At 72.8% G+C, this 14,844-nt stretch carries 12 protein-coding genes; 6 read left to right on the forward strand and 6 right to left on the reverse strand.

The window, feature by feature from the left end; translation table 11 throughout:
• The first annotated feature begins 252 nt into the window (after positions 1-252).
• The 3 genes from recA to rny all read left to right on the forward strand — a co-directional run bounded on the left by recA (position 253) and on the right by rny (position 4,116).
• Entirely contained in the window at positions 253-1,371 is a 1,119-nt protein-coding gene (gene recA, locus ACFV04_RS25730) for a recombinase RecA (protein WP_360258450.1), read from the forward strand.
• A 4-nt stretch (positions 1,372-1,375) separates the two neighbouring features.
• Positions 1,376-2,515, forward strand: a complete 1,140-nt coding sequence (gene recX / locus ACFV04_RS25735; protein WP_380532659.1) for a recombination regulator RecX — start codon at positions 1,376-1,378, stop codon at positions 2,513-2,515.
• Between the two features lie 131 nt (positions 2,516-2,646).
• Positions 2,647-4,116: a ribonuclease Y gene (gene rny, locus ACFV04_RS25740; RefSeq protein WP_380532662.1), complete on the forward strand. Its 1,470-nt coding sequence runs from the start codon at positions 2,647-2,649 to the stop codon at positions 4,114-4,116.
• 266 nt (positions 4,117-4,382) lie between these two features.
• Here the strand turns inward: rny and ACFV04_RS25745 are convergent, their stop codons facing one another.
• The 5 genes from ACFV04_RS25745 to ACFV04_RS25765 all read right to left on the reverse strand — a co-directional run bounded on the left by ACFV04_RS25745 (position 4,383) and on the right by ACFV04_RS25765 (position 9,653).
• Positions 4,383-6,164 carry an FAD-dependent monooxygenase gene (locus tag ACFV04_RS25745; RefSeq protein ID WP_380532665.1) on the reverse strand — a complete coding sequence of 594 codons (1,782 nt, stop codon included), beginning with the start codon at positions 6,162-6,164 and terminating at the stop codon, positions 4,383-4,385.
• Between the two features lie 122 nt (positions 6,165-6,286).
• On the reverse strand, positions 6,287-7,135 hold the full coding sequence (locus tag ACFV04_RS25750; RefSeq protein ID WP_380532668.1) for an amino acid ABC transporter permease: 849 nt from the start codon (positions 7,133-7,135) through the stop codon (positions 6,287-6,289).
• Positions 7,132-7,782 (reverse strand): amino acid ABC transporter permease, encoded by a 651-nt coding sequence (locus tag ACFV04_RS25755; protein WP_360258442.1) that lies wholly within the window; start codon positions 7,780-7,782, stop codon positions 7,132-7,134. Before ACFV04_RS25755 ends, ACFV04_RS25750 begins: the two co-directional genes overlap by 4 nt.
• 78 nt (positions 7,783-7,860) lie before the next feature.
• The gene (locus tag ACFV04_RS25760; protein ID WP_380341126.1) at positions 7,861-8,760 is read right to left on the reverse strand and encodes a glutamate ABC transporter substrate-binding protein; all 900 of its coding nucleotides are present in this window, start codon (positions 8,758-8,760) and stop codon (positions 7,861-7,863) included.
• 119 nt (positions 8,761-8,879) lie between these two features.
• Positions 8,880-9,653 (reverse strand): amino acid ABC transporter ATP-binding protein, encoded by a 774-nt coding sequence (locus ACFV04_RS25765; protein WP_380341124.1) that lies wholly within the window; start codon positions 9,651-9,653, stop codon positions 8,880-8,882.
• Positions 9,654-10,045: 392 nt separating this feature from the next.
• Here ACFV04_RS25765 and ACFV04_RS25770 point away from each other — a divergent pair, with 392 nt between their 5' ends.
• Together ACFV04_RS25770 and ACFV04_RS25775 are read left to right on the forward strand one after the other, a co-directional pair.
• Positions 10,046-10,804, forward strand: coding sequence for a response regulator transcription factor (locus tag ACFV04_RS25770; RefSeq protein ID WP_360258434.1), 759 nt, complete (start codon positions 10,046-10,048; stop codon positions 10,802-10,804).
• 6 nt (positions 10,805-10,810) lie between these two features.
• Positions 10,811-12,235, forward strand: a complete 1,425-nt coding sequence (locus ACFV04_RS25775) for a sensor histidine kinase (RefSeq protein ID WP_380532673.1) — start codon at positions 10,811-10,813, stop codon at positions 12,233-12,235.
• Positions 12,236-12,286: 51 nt separating this feature from the next.
• Here ACFV04_RS25775 and ACFV04_RS25780 read toward each other — a convergent pair whose 3' ends face one another.
• Complete coding sequence (locus ACFV04_RS25780; RefSeq protein ID WP_380532676.1) at positions 12,287-13,306, reverse strand: TAXI family TRAP transporter solute-binding subunit; 1,020 nt, start codon at positions 13,304-13,306, stop codon at positions 12,287-12,289.
• 240 nt (positions 13,307-13,546) lie between these two features.
• On the opposite strand from ACFV04_RS25780, the gene miaB reads away from it, so the two are divergent.
• The coding region (gene miaB, locus ACFV04_RS25785; RefSeq protein WP_380532682.1) for a tRNA (N6-isopentenyl adenosine(37)-C2)-methylthiotransferase MiaB at positions 13,547-14,844 on the forward strand (1,298 nt) is incomplete at its 3' end.

Consider the following 14,844-nt stretch of genomic DNA (forward strand, 5'->3'; position numbering starts at 1 on the left):
TGGGGCGGGGGGGGGGGGCGGGGCTCGGGGGGGGTGGGGGGGGGGGGGCGGGGTCTGCCCCCGGGGGGCGCCCCCCGGGGCCCGCCCCGGGGCCCACGCCCGGACGTGCGAGGCTTGAATCGAACAAATGTTCTTTGTACTCTCCGGCGAAGAGTTTTCCACAGGGCGAGCCTGGTGGGGCTCGTTTGTCAGTGGGACGCGCTAGCGTCGATGACGATGAAGCGCACAGCACAGAACCCGAGGGAAAAAGTCATGGCAGGTACGGACCGCGAGAAGGCCCTGGAGACCGCGCTCGCCCAGATCGAGCGGCAGTTCGGCAAGGGCTCGGTGATGCGCCTCGGCGAGAAGGCCAACGAGCCCGTCGAGGTGATCTCCACCGGGTCGACCGCCCTGGACGTCGCCCTCGGGGTCGGCGGCATCCCGCGCGGCCGAGTGATCGAGATCTACGGCCCCGAGTCCTCCGGCAAGACCACGCTGACCCTGCACCTGGCGGCCAACGCCCAGCGGGCCGGCGGCACGGTCGCCTTCGTCGACGCGGAGCACGCGCTCGACCCGGAGTACGCCAAGAAGCTCGGCGTGGACACCGACGCCCTGCTGGTCAGCCAGCCGGACACCGGTGAGCAGGCCCTGGAGATCACCGACATGCTGATCCGCTCCGGCGCGATCGACCTGGTGATCATCGACTCGGTCGCGGCGCTCGTCCCGCGCGCCGAGATCGAGGGCGAGATGGGTGACTCGCACGTCGGTCTGCAGGCCCGTCTGATGAGCCAGGCGCTGCGCAAGATCGCCGGTGCGCTGAACCAGTCGAACACCACCGCGATCTTCATCAACCAGCTGCGCGAGAAGATCGGCGTGATGTTCGGTTCGCCGGAGACCACGACCGGTGGCCGGGCGCTGAAGTTCTACGCCTCGGTCCGACTGGACATCCGCCGGATCGAGACCCTGAAGGACGGCACCGAGGCGGTCGGCAACCGCACCCGCGTCAAGGTGGTCAAGAACAAGGTCGCCGCGCCGTTCAAGCAGGCCGAGTTCGACATCCTCTACGGCATCGGCATCAGCCGCGAGGGCGGCCTGATCGACATGGGCGTCGAGCACGGCTTCATCCGCAAGTCGGGCGCCTGGTACACCTACGAGGGCGACCAGCTCGGCCAGGGCAAGGAGAACGCCCGCAACTTCCTGCGGGACAACCCGCAGCTCGCCGACGAGATCGAGCGGAAGATCAAGGGCAAGCTCGGCATCGGCCCGAAGACCGAGGAGCCGGCCCAGGGCGAGGCGGACACCGCCGCCGCCGCCGACGGCGCCGCGAAGCCGATCACCGCGACCGTCGCCAAGACGGCCGCGGCGAAGAAGACGGCGGCGGCCAAGGCCTGAGCCGTTGACGCAGCACGACACGGTGGGCGGCGGCCCGGCAGGCCCGGAGGACGACGACCACGGGCCGCCGGACTGGTTCGCCGCGGTCGCGGAGGAGCCGGAGCACGCGCCGGAGCCTCCCGCGCCGTCGCGCTCCGGCCGGGGGCGCCGGGAGCGCCCGTCCACCGCGCAGAGGACATCCGGCCGGGAGCCGGAGTTCGACCGGGCCCCGGTCCGGGCGGTGCGCGGCGCGGCGCCCGGATCGGGACCGGCGGAAGCCTCGGCCGAGGCGCTCGGACTGGTCTCCGCCTCCGAGCTGCCGACCGGCCGGCGCCGTCGGCGCTCGGCCCTGGCAGCCGAGGAGCCGGGAGCGGGCCTGACCGACTCCCTGCAGGCCTCCCCGTCGGCTCCCCTTCCGGCGACGGCGCACGGCTGGGGCAAGGCCGAGGCGGCCGGTCACGGGGGTGTGGCCGCCTCGACCCCCCGCTCCGGCGCGCGCCGGAGCCGCACCCGGCGCGGACGTTCCGCCGAGGGTCAGTCGGGCGAGGGCCTGTCGGAGGAGGGCCTGTCGGGCGAGCGGTTCTCCCGTGGGGAGCGCTCCGGTGCGGGGCCCTTCGACACGGACGACAGCGCCGGCCGCAGGTCCCGGAAGAAGCAGGCCGAGGAGTCGGTCGATCCGGAGACCCGCGCCCGGGACATCTGCCTGCGGCTGCTGACCGGCGCCGCCAAGACCCGCAAGCAACTCGCCGACGCCCTGCGCAAGCGGGAGATCCCGGACGAGGTCGCCGACGAGGTGCTCACCCGACTCGAAGAGGTCGGGCTGATCGACGACGCGTCATTCGCGACGGCCTGGGTGGAGTCCCGGCACGCCGTCCGCGGCCTGTCCCGGCGGGCGCTGGCCCAGGAACTGCGGACCAAGGGAGTGGCCGCCGACCTCGTCGAGCAGGCCGTCGCCCAGGTCGACCACGACGACGAGTCGGACGCGGCGCGGGCGCTGGTCGAGCGCAAGCTGCGGTCCACCCGGGGGCTGGACCGGCAGGTCCGCACCCGGCGGCTGGTCGGGATGCTGGCCCGGCGCGGCTACTCGGAGGGGCTGGCGTTCCGGGTGGTGCGCGCCGCCCTGGACGAGGAGACGGGGGAACCGTCGGAAACCGCGTGGGAGTAGTGCCGGTTTCGTGGGCTTCTTGGTGTGGACCAGGTCAAGTCTTGACCGTTTCGTGACCCCCACCTAGCCTCGCCTTCAGCGCCCGGGCGCCTCCGGACGGCGGCCCGCGCAGTCGACGGGGAGTGGGCGGCATGACGATCTCGGCGGGCGCCGGACCGAGCGGCTCGCTGCTGCCGATCGCCGGTGCGACGGCCGTTCTCCTGCTGGTGCTCGGGGTGCTCGCCGGACTGGTGCTCGGACGGATCCGGGCGGCCCGGACCCGTGCGTCGGCCGAGGTCGAGCAGGCCCGGCGGCAGGCCGAGGAACAGACCGCCCGGCAGCGCGCCGAACTCGCCCACCGTGAGGAGCAGTTGGCCGGGGAACTGCGCAGGCTCCGCCGCCGTGAGGACGAACTGGCCCGGGGCTCGGCCGCGTTGGAGCGCTCCCGGGGCGAGGCCGAGGAACTGGTCACCCGCCGGGCGGCCGCCCTGGAGCGGGCCGCGGGGCTCTCCGCCGAGCAGGCCCGCGCCGAAGTCCTGCGCGCGGCCGAGGCCTCGGCCCGGCTGGAGGCCGCCGTCACCGTCCGGGAGATCGAGCGCGAGGCCAAGGAGGAGGGCGAGCACCGGGCCCGGTCCATCCTCGCCGGGGCCATCCAGCGGCTGGCGGCGGAGCAGACCGCGGAGACCGCCGTCACCGTCCTCCGACTGCCGAACGAGGACATGAAGGGCCGGATCATCGGCCGCGAGGGCCGCAACATCCGGGCCTTCGAGGCGGTCACCGGGGTGAACCTGATCGTCGACGACACCCCGGAGTCGGTGCAGCTGTCCTGCTTCGACCCGGTCCGCCGGGAGACCGCCCGGCTCACCCTGGAGCAGCTGGTCGAGGACGGCCGGATCCACCCGCCCCGGATCGAACAGCTCCACGAGCGCAGCCGCGCCGAGGTCGAACAGCGCTGCGTCCGGGCCGGTGAGGACGCCCTGCTGGACGCCCGGGTCGGTGCGATGCACCCCGAACTCGTCCGCACCCTGGGCTCGTTGCGTTACCGGGTCTCGTACGGGCAGAACGTGCTCGGCCACCTGCTGGAGTCCGCGCACCTCGCCGGGATGATGGCCGCCGAACTCGGGGTGGACCCGGAGCCGGTGCGCCGCGCCGCGCTGCTGCACGACATCGGCAAGGCGCTCACCCACGAGGTCGAGGGCAGTCACGCGGCGGTCGGCGCCGAACTCGCCCGGCGGTACGGCGAATCCCCGGAGGTGGTGCACGCGATCGCCGCCCACCACAACGAGGTGGAGCCGGACACCGTGACGGCCGTGCTCACCCAGGCCGCGGACGCCTGCTCGGGTGGCCGTCCCGGAGCGCGCAAGGAGTCGCTGGAGCTGTACGTCCGCAGGCTGGCGAGGCTGGAGGAGATCGCGCGCTCGCACGAGGGCGTCGCCGACGTCTACGCGATGCAGGCCGGCCGGGAGGTCCGGGTGATGGTCCGCCCGGACGCGGTGGACGACGTCGGCGCGGAGCTGATCGCCCGCGAGGTCGCCCGGCAGGTCTCCGCCGAACTGACCTACCCGGGGCAGATCCGGGTGACCGTGGTCCGCGAGAGCCGGGCCACGGCGGTGGCGGGCTAGGGTCCGTCGTCGAGTCCGCGTCCGCGCGGTGACGCTCCTCCACCTCGGTCTTCGGCCGGGAGGTACCGCCACCCCGGCCTTCGGCCGGCCCCACTCTCCGCCTCGCGAGGCACGCACGCCGGCGCCGCCCCGCCCGCCCTCGGGCGGACGACGGGGGCTTGACGACGGATTCGAGGGCCTGCCGGGCAAGGGCCGCCGGACCGGCCCTGGTCCTTCGGACCGCCGAGGCCGGGCCGGGGTGCGCCGCTCCGGGGATGGGGCCGGGCCTAGCTGGGGGAGTCGACCTGTTGCGGCGCGTTCCGGCCGGCGCGCCGGGAGCCGTCCTCGCGCTCGGGCTCGGGCTCGGATTCGGGATCGGGCTCCGACACGGGCTCGGGTTCCGGGGCCGGGGCGAGGGCGGCCGGGCCGCCGCGGGCCCGGTCGGCGAGGGCGAGGAGGTCCTCGGCGACGGCGCCCTGGGTGACGCCGACCAGGTGACCGTCGGGGCGGATCAGCAGGACGGTGTGCGGGCCGGCACCCGGGTAGTCCTCGGTTACCAGGACCTCGGCGGGGACCGGCAGGGCGGCGGCGACCTCGGCGAGCCGGGGCATCAGGCCGGCGCCGAGCCAGTGTTCGGAGGACCAGACGGCGGTGCCGGGCGCGACGAGCAGCAGCAGGAAGGTGGCGCCGAGCCGGGCGTGCAGGTGGTCGGGGGAGCCGTCGGCGGCGAGCACCGGCAGGTCCGGGACGAGCACGCCCGGGGCGGTGGCGGGCAGCAGCTCGCTGAGCGAGGTGGTGCCGCGCGCGCCGCGCTGGACCGGGACCCGACCGGGGACGCCGGAGGGCGCCGCCGGGTAGGCGGGGGCGCCGCCGAAGCGGCCGGTGCCGAGCTGGCCGTCGGCCAGCAGCGGGGCGTGCTTGCGGAAGCCGCCGACCAGGAGTGAGCGGCGGGTCTGCTGCCAGCCGCGGAGCGGGCGCAGCAGTGGCATGGACTGGTCGACGGCGCGGAGCCGGGCGCCGACCGCGCCGCGCCGTTCAGCCTCGTAGCCGTCCAGCAGCGAGCCGCCGGGCTGGGGGCCGCCGGAGTGGAGGTGCCAGGCGAGGGCGAGCCGCCAGGCAAGGTTGTCGGCGTCGCGCAGCCCGTCCGTGAGGTTCTGCATGCCGAGTGCACCGTGCAGGTGGGCGGCGTCGCCGGCCAGGAAGCAGCGGCCGATCCGGAACCGGGCGGCGAGGCGCTGCTGGGCGGTGTGGTCGGCGGCGGCGAGCAGGTCGAAGCGGGGGAGTTCGCCGCACCAGCCGGTGAGGGTGGAGGTGACCCGGGTGAGCAGGGTGTCGCCGGTGACGATGCCGGGCCAGGTGGCGTGCGGGTCGACCGTCTCGGTGGTGGCGGGGCGGCCCGGGGGCAGCCGCCAGTCGAGCCGCCAGACGCCGTCCGGCAGCGGACGGGCGGAGGCCTCGCGGTCGCCGCGCCACGGGGGCTCGCGGTGCAGCCGGGCGCCGTCGAAGGGCAGGTCGACCCGGACGGTGGCGACGGCGTTGCGGTCGACCGCCGGACGGCCGGGGAAGCGGATCTTCAGGAGTTTGCGGACGGTGGATCTCGCGCCGTCGCAGCCGACCAGGTGGCTGCCGCGCCACCAGGTGCCGGCACCGCTCTGGGTGCCCGTGGTGCGGATGCTGACGCCGTCCCGGTCCTGTTCGAGTTCGACGACCCGGTGGAGCGGGACCAGTCTGATCAGCGGGGTGCCGGTCAGGGCGTCGCGCAGGCCGCGCTGGAGGCGGTGCTGGGGGAGGTGGAAGGTGGGCGAGTCGGTGAGGTCGAGCCGCAGCACTTCCTGGCGGCGCCGCCAAATGGTGAAGGAGTCCCACAGGGCGGAGTCGGAGACGGCCCGGGGGTAGCCGATCCGGGTCAGGAAGGCGGCGGTGTCGGCGCCGATGACGAGGCTGCGGGGGCCTTCGGGGCAGAGCCCGGATCCCTCGTCCAGGACGACGGTCGGGACCTCGTGCCGGGCCAGGGCGAGGGCCAGGGCCAGACCGACCGGTCCGGCCCCGACCACGATCACCGGGTCCATGAGGGGACCTCCGGGCACGAACCGGCCGATGGGCCGGCGTCAGTTACCGCTGCCGCATATGCCGCGTGGATGCTCCCGGGAGGTGTCACGAAGAGCAATGCAACAGTTCACCTGCGTGTGCGTCAAGCAGCAGCTGAAGTGCGCCGGTTCGCGCCGCGACGGCCGCGTGCCTCGATCCAGCGCGCGAGCGCGGTCAGCAGCAGGCACATGGCGATGTAGATCGGGCCGATCACGAGCACCACGGGGATGTAGGGGAAACCGGCGGCGTTGATCGGCTGGCTGGCGATCGCCTTTCCGACGAACAGCAGCTCATGGTAGGTGATGACGAAGCCGAGCGAGGTGTCCTTGAGGGTGACGACCAGCTGGCCGATCATCGAAGGCAGCATCGAGCGGACGGCCTGCGGCACCAGGATGGACATCATCACCTGGGTCTTGCGCATGCCGAGCCCGTACGCCGCCTCGGCCTGGCCGCGCGGGACGGCGTTGACGCCGCTGCGGATGATCTCCGCCTGGACCGAGCCGTTGTAGAGGGTGAGCCCCAGCACCAGGGCCCACATCGGATCCTTGGCGAAGAAGGCGTAGTAGAGCGCGACGATCAGGATCAGCAGCGGCATCGCCCGGAAGAACTGGACGATGCTGACGCAGAGCCAGCGGACCGGCCTGCGGTCGGAGAGCTGACCGGCGGCCAGCAGCGCGCCGAGGGTCAGCGAGAACAGTGCCGCCAGGCCGAAGGCCTCCAGGGTGGACAGCAGGCCGTCCAGGATGCGCTGCTGGACGGTGTTGTACTGGAACGCGTCCCACATGCCGGCGTCGAACTGGCCGTTGTCGGCGAGCGCGGTGACGACGTACCAGAGGAGACCGGCGACGCCGACCAGGGAGAGGACGCCGAACAGGCGGTAGCGGGCGCGGGCCCTGGGGCCGGGGGTGTCGTAGAGGACACTGGCCGCCGCGGGGCGGTTGAAGATGGTCATCGGGCCACCGCCAGTCGGGATTCCAGGAAGCGGAAGAGCGTGGCGACCGTCGCGCTGATCAGCAGGTAGGCGCAGGCCACCCAGAAGAAGATCGCGAAGATCGAGTAGCCGCGCTCGGAGAAGGTCTGCTGGGCGCTGTACAGCTCGGGGACGCTGAACGCGCCGGCGATCGCCGAGTTCCTCGGCAGCGCGATGAACACGCTGCTCATCGGGGCCAGGACGGTCCGGGCGGCCTGCGGCAGGACGACCATGGTGAGGGTCTGGCCGAAGGTCATGCCGAGGCTGCGGGCGGCCTCCGCCTGGCCGAGCGGCACGGTGTTGATGCCGGAGCGGATCACCTCGCAGACGAACGAGGCGGTGTACCCGCCGAGCGCCAGCACCGCGAACACCAGGTGGCTGAAGTGCACGCCGAGCGGCGGCAAGCCGAAGGTGACGGCGAAGAACAGCAGCGTCAGCGGGGTGTTGCGGAAGAGCGTCACCCAGGTGGTGCCGAAAGCGCGCAGGACCGGCACCGGGGAGACCCGGAAGGCCGCCAGCAGGGTGCCCAGCAGCAGGGCGAGCAGGGCGCTGAGGGCGCTCAGCTCGATCGTCTGCAGGAAGCCGTCTCGGAACAACGCGAAGTTGTCGTCCTCGAACAGGAACCCCATCCGGCGGCCCTCCTCTCAATCAGGGTCGGGAATGTCGATCAGGGAATGTCGATCAGAAGGTGTCGGTCGGCGCTCTGATCAGTAGCGGTCGAGGGCCGGGACGTCCGGGGCCGCGGAGCCGGAGGCGGCCAGGGTCGCGTCGTAGGCCTTCTTCCAGTCGCCGTTGTCCTCGTGGGCCTTGAGGGCGTCGCTGATGGCGTTGCGCAGCACCGCGTCGTCCTTCTTGAGGCCGACGCCGTAGTTCTCCTTGGTGAACGGCTTGCCGACGACCTTGAGCTTGCCGTTGTACTTGGAGGCGTAGCCCTTGAGGATGGCGTCGTCGGTGGTGACGGCGTCGACCTCGCCGGAGAGGAGCTTCTCGACGCAGGCCGAGTAGGTGTCGAACTGCGTGATCTTCGGGTTGTACTGCTGGATGTTCTTGATCGAGGTCGAGCCGGTGGCCGTGCAGACGTTCTTGCCGGTCACGCTCTCCGGGCCGGTGATCGAGGTGTTGTCCTGCTTCACCAGCAGGTCCTGGCCGGCGATGTAGTACGGGCCGGCGAAGGAGACCGTCTTCTTGCGCTCGTCGTTGATGCTGTAGGTGCCGACGTAGAAGTCGATCTGGCCCTTGTCGATGGCGGGCTCGCGCTGCGAGGAGACCAGGGTCTGCCACTTGATCTGCTGCGGGGTGAAGCCGAGGTCGGCGGCGATCATCTTGGCGATCTCGATGTCGAAGCCGCTGCGGTCGCCGCTGGCGACGTCCTCCCAGCCGAGGTTCGGCTGGTCGGCCTTGGCGCCGATGATCAGCTGGCCGCGCTTCTTGGCCTCGGCGACGATCGGCGAGTCGATCTTGGCGTCGGTCTTGACCGTGTAGGTCGGGAGCTTGGGGGCGTCGCTCGCGCTGGCGGCGGCGCCGGGGGTGCCGTCCTTGCCGCAGGCGGCGGTCGCGGTGAGCGCGACGGCACAGAGGGCGACGGCGAGAGTGCGGGAAGTCCTCATGAGGGTTGTTCTCCTGGGGCTGGGCCGCGGTTTCAACCGGGCTCTGGCGTCTGGAAGTCGTGCACGGGCAGGGCGGATCGGCACCGTTGCCGGAGGTTGCCCCGCGTGGTCGCGGAACGTCAGTGGTGGAGGATCTTCGAGAGGAAGTCCTTGGCGCGGTCCGAGCGCGGCGCGGTGAAGAAGGCGTCCGGGGTGTTCTGCTCGACGATCTTGCCGTCGGCCATGAACAGCACGCGGTTGGCGGCAGACCGGGCGAAGCCCATCTCGTGGGTGACCACGACCATCGTCATGCCGTCCGCGGCCAGCCGGCGCATGACCTCCAGCACCTCGTTGACCATCTCCGGGTCGAGCGCCGAGGTGGGCTCGTCGAAGAGCATCACCTTGGGCTTCATCGCCAGCGCCCGGGCGATCGCGACCCGCTGCTGCTGGCCGCCGGAGAGCTGGGCCGGGAACTTGTCGGCCTGCGCGCCGACGCCGACGCGGTCCAGCAGCTCCCGGGCGGTCTTCTCGGCCTTCGGGCGGGGCACCTTGCGCACCTTGACCTGGCCGATGACCACGTTCTCCAGCACGGTCTTGTGCGCGAACAGGTTGAAGCTCTGGAACACCATGCCGACCTCGGCGCGCAGCCGGGCCAGTTCCCTGCCCTCGGCGGGCAGCGGCCGGCCGTCGATGGTGATCTCGCCGGAGTCGATCGTCTCCAGTCGGTTGATCGTCCGGCAGAGCGTGGACTTGCCCGAGCCGGACGGGCCGATCAGCACGACCACTTCGCCCTGGGCGATCCGGAGGTCGATGTCCTGCAGTACGTGCAGTGCGCCGTAGTGCTTGTTGACGTTGCTCAGCACGACCAGCGGGGCGGCTGCGGGGGTGGAGTCCTGGACCGGGCTCTCGGTCATCGCGCCTGCTCCCTCTGTTATCGGATCGTGCCTGCCCGAGAAGTTCTCAACTCCCTTGGGAGGCAATGGTGGTGCGAATCCGGGAGCCGCGACCGGCGGAGCCGCAGCCCCCGGTGGGCCGACCATAGGAGCCGTGACCGCGCGCCGTCAGCCGATCTGAGCGGAACTTGAGGATCACGAAACGGCCACACGCCGGGCGCGTACTGTTCGCAAGGGCGCCGACGGGGCATGTCACAGCGGGAATCCGTACCGGTGCTCCCCGTCCCCCACGAGCCCGGTGCTCGGCCGAACCTGGCGTCGCGCCGTTCGCTGGCCCATACTGCGCAGGACCGGGACCAGACCGATCGGTCCGGCGATCACCGGTGATCACGTGGGGGAAGGAGGAGAACAGGATGCGACTGCTGCTCGTCGAGGACGACGAACGCGTGGCCGCCGCGCTGGTCGCGGTGCTGGGCCGGCACGGCTTCCAGGTCCGGCACGCCCGCAGCGGGCACGAGGCGCTGGACGCCCTGGTGCCGGACGGCAACGAGCCGTACCGGGTGGTGCTGCTCGACCTCGGGCTGCCCGACCGGGACGGCTTCGAGGTGTGCAGCCGGATCAGGGCCGGCAGCGGCGTGCCGGTGATCATGGTCACCGCCCGCGCCGACGTCCGCTCCCGGATCCACGGCCTCAACCTCGGTGCCGACGACTACGTCACCAAGCCGTACGACATGGGCGAGCTGCTCGCCCGCATCCACGCGGTGGCCCGCCGCGGCGCCGCCCCCTCCTCGGCGTCGGCGCCCGCGCCCGACGCCGTGCCCCAGCAGCGCGGCCCGCTGGAGTCCCGCGGCATCCGGATCGACCGGGAGCGCCGCCGGGTCAGCGTGGACGGCCGCGACGTGCCGCTCACCCGCAAGGAGTTCGACCTGCTCGCCCTGCTCGCGCAGAGCCCGGGCGTGGTCTACCGGCGCGAGCAGATCTTCAGCGAGGTCTGGCGCAGCGGCTGGGAGGGCAACGGGCGCACCCTGGAGGTGCACATCGGCTCGCTGCGCAACAAGCTCGCGCTGCCCGGCCTGGTCGAGGCCGTCCGCGGCGTCGGCTACCGCCTGATCCCCGAGTCCCCGGCGCCCGCCGCGGCGGACCAGGCCCCGAACGCCCCCGCGGAGCACTGACCGCACGTGCGCACCCGCCTGCTCGGCATCCTGATCGCCCTCATGCTCTGCGTCCTGGCCGCCCTGGGGCTGCCGCTCGCGGCGGCGGTCGCGGCGGCCGAACAGACCAAGGTCGTCGTCGACCGGCTCGACGACGCCGCGCGCTTCGCCCAGGACCTGCCCACCTCCGGCGCCGCCGACTCCGCGCGCAAGGGCGACCCGGGGCCCGCCCCCGGCGACCTCAGCCGACAGCACTCGATCGACGCCGAGGTCCGCCGCTACTACGACCTGTACGGCGTCCGCCTGGCCATCTTCCAGCGCGACGGCCTGCCGATCGCCGCCGCGCCCGCCGACTGGCGGGTGCCGGTCGGCGGTTGGGGCGCCCAGGCGTTCCAGGAGGCGCTGGACGGGCGGCGCAGCCACAACCCGCCGCAGGTCTGGCCGTGGACACCGGACCGGACGATCACCGTCGCCGCCCCGGTGGTGCGCGACGGCGACGTGGTCGCGGTGGTGCTGAGCGAGTCCCCGACCGGGGCGCTGCGCACCCGGGTGATGCACAAGTGGCTGGTACTGGTCGCCGGCGAGGCCGCCGCGATGATCGTCGCCGTGCTGCTGGCCGTCCGGCTCACCGAATGGGTGCTGCGCCCGGTGCGCACCCTGGACCGGGCCACCCACGACATCGCCACCGGCCGGATGGCCGCCCGGGTCGCCCCCGGCGGCGGACCGCCCGAACTGCAGCGGCTGGCGCGCTCCTTCAACGAGATGGCGGACCACGTGGTGCTCGCCATGGACCAGCAGAAGTCCTTCGTCGCGGACGCCTCGCACCAGCTGCGCAACCCCCTCTCGGCCCTGCTGCTGCGGGTCGAGGTGCTCGGCCTGGAACTCCCCGAGGGCCACGAGGAGGAGCTCAGCGGCGTCCGGGAGGAGGGCGTCCGGCTCGCCCGGGTGCTGGACGACCTGCTCGGGCTGGCCACCGCCGAGCACGCCCGCCCGGAACCGGAGCGCACCGACCTCGCCGAACTCACCCTGGCCCGGGTGGACGCCTGGCGGCCGGTCGCCGAACAGCGCGGGATCAGGCTGCGCTGGGACGGACCGGCGCTGGCGGTCGGCATGGCCGACCCGATCGGCTTCGGCTCGGCGCTGGACGCCGTGGTGGACAACGCGCTCAAGTTCGGCCCGGCCGGCAGTGAGGTGCGGCTGCGGGTCGCGGTGCGCCGGGACGAGGTCGCGGTGACCGTCGTCGACGCCGGGCCCGGCCTCACCGAGGACGAACTGTCCCGGGCCGGCGACCGGTTCTGGCGCAGCCCGCGGCACCAGAACGTGGACGGCTCCGGCCTGGGCCTGTCCATCGCCCGCACCCTGCTGGCGGCCGGCGGCGGCTCGCTCGGCTTCGCGCCGGTCAAGCCGACCGGGCTCGCGGTGACGCTGGCGGTGCCGCGGCCGGAGAGCTGACGGGGGCGGGCCCGTGGGTACCGCCCCGGGGACGGGGCCCGGGGCGGTGCCCTACGGCTTCACCGAGCGGTAGTAGCGCGCCGCGCCCGTGTGCAGCGGCAGCGGGTCGGTGTAGACGGCGGTGCGCAGGTCGACCAGCTGGGCGGCGTGCACCTGGGCGCCGATCTGGTCGCGGCTGTCGATCACCGCGCGGGTCATGCCCTCGACCAGGTCCGGGTCCACGTCGTCCCGGGTGATCAGCAGGTTGGGCACGGCCACCGTGGCGACCGCGTCCTTCGGCTCGGCGTTCGGGTAGGTGCCCTTGGGCATGGTGGCCGCCCGGTAGGCGTCGGTGCCGCCGCCCTCGGCCTTGTGCAGGGCCTCGGACAGGTCGCCCAGCGGCACGATCCGGATCGGGACGTGGTCGGAGAGGTCGGTGAGCGCACTGGTCGGCAGACCGCCTGACCAGAAGAAGGCGTCCAGCCGGCCGGCGCGCAGTTCGTCGGCGGCGTCGCCGACACCGGCCGGGACCGGGACGATGTCGCGGTCCGGGTCCAGCCCGGCCGCGCCCAGCAGTCGCTTGGTCACCAGGTTCACCCCGGACTGCGGCAGGCCGACGCCGACCCGCAGGCCCTTGAGGTCGGCGGTGCGGCGCACCGTGGACGAGGCCGGCACCACCAGCTGCAGGTAGTCGTCGTAGAGCCGGGCGATCGCCCTCAGCCGGTCCTTGCCGGGCCCCTGGTAGTCGGCGACCGCGTCGGCGGTGGCGATCGCGAAGGTGTCCCGGCCGGTGATCACCCGGGTCAGGTTGTCTATCGAGCCCTCGGTGTTGTCCAGGGCCAGCCGCACCCCGGGCATCGTCCGGGAGACGTGCGTCTGCAGCAGCTGCCCGTACCGGTCGTAGACGCCGCGCTGCACCCCGGTGGCGAAGCGGACCTCGCCCCGCGGGTACCCGGGCGAGCGGCCCGCCGACAGCCACCAGCCGCCGAAGCCGGCGACCAGCAGCACCAGCACCAGCACCGTCCGCCACAGCGGGCTGCGGGCCGCGGTGCGGACGGCGGCACCGAGACGGGACGGGTTGGTGGGGGTCATGCTGGGATACTGCCAGGCGCTCCGGCCGAACGGGAGTGGAACGGGACGGGGAAAGTCCTGTGAAAGGGACGGGGAAGATCCGGGAACGGGACGGGGAGGCCCCGGGGAACAGGGCTCCGGGGCTTCCGGGAACGGGACCGGGAAGCTCTGGGAAAAGCCCTTCGCGGCTGCCCGTACCCTGGTCTGGTGAGCGGTGAGAGCGGATTGAAGAGCTACAAGGTCGTCACGCACGGCTGTCAGATGAACGTCCACGACTCCGAGCGGCTGTCCGGGCTGCTGGAGGAGGCGGGCTACGTCAAGGCCGGGCCCGAGGGCGACCCGGACCTGGTGGTGTTCAACACCTGCGCGGTGCGCGAGAACGCCGACAACAAGCTGTACGGCAACCTCGGCCAGCTGGCGCCGGTCAAGACCCGCCACAAGGGCATGCAGATCGCCGTCGGCGGCTGCCTGGCCCAGAAGGACCGCGACACCATCGTCAAGCGCGCCCCCTGGGTCGACGTGGTGTTCGGCACCCACAACATCGGGCACCTGCCGGCCCTGCTGGAGCGGGCCGCGATCGAGCGCAAGGCCCAGGTCGAGATCCTGGAGTCGCTGGAGACCTTCCCCTCCACGCTGCCGACCCGCCGCGACTCGGCGTACGCCGCCTGGGTCTCCATCTCGGTCGGCTGCAACAACACCTGCACCTTCTGCATCGTCCCCGCACTGCGCGGCAAGGAGGAGGACCGCCGTCCCGGCGACGTCCTCGCCGAGATCGAGGCGCTGGTGGACGAGGGCGTCATCGAGGTGACCCTGCTCGGCCAGAACGTCAACGCCTACGGCTCCGACCTGGGCGACCGCGAGGCCTTCTCCAAGCTGCTGCGCGCCGCCGGCCAGATCGAGGGCCTGGAGCGGATCCGCTTCACCTCGCCGCACCCGCGCGACTTCACCGACGACGTGATCGCCGCGATGGCCGAGACCCCGACCGTGATGCACCAGCTGCACATGCCGCTGCAGTCCGGCTCCGACCGGGTGCTCAAGGCGATGCGCCGTTCCTACCGGCAGGACCGCTTCCTCGGGATCATCCGGAAGGTCCGCGAGGCGATGCCCGACGCGGCGATCTCCACCGACATCATCGTCGGCTTCCCCGGCGAGACCGAGGAGGACTTCGAGGAGACGATGCACGTCGTCCGCGAGGCCCGCTTCACCAACGCCTTCACCTTCCAGTACTCCAAGCGCCCCGGGACCCCGGCGGCGGAGATGACGGACCAGGTCCCCAAGGAGGTCGTCCAGGCCCGCTACGACCGGCTGATCGCCCTCCAGGAGGAGATCTCCTGGGAGGAGAACAAGAAGCAGGTCGGCCGCACCCTGGAGATCCTCGTCGCCGAGGGCGAGGGCAAGAAGGACGACCGGACCCACCGGCTCTCCGGCCGCGCCCCCGACAACCGCCTGGTGCACTTCACCAAGCCGGACGAGCCGGTGCGCCCGGGCGACACGGTGACCGTCGAGATCACCTACGCCGCCCCGCACCACCTGCTCGCCGAGGGCCCGGCGCTCGCGGC

Source organism: Kitasatospora sp. NPDC059599 (genome assembly GCF_042735125.1).
Lineage (GTDB): Bacteria > Actinomycetota > Actinomycetes > Streptomycetales > Streptomycetaceae > Kitasatospora.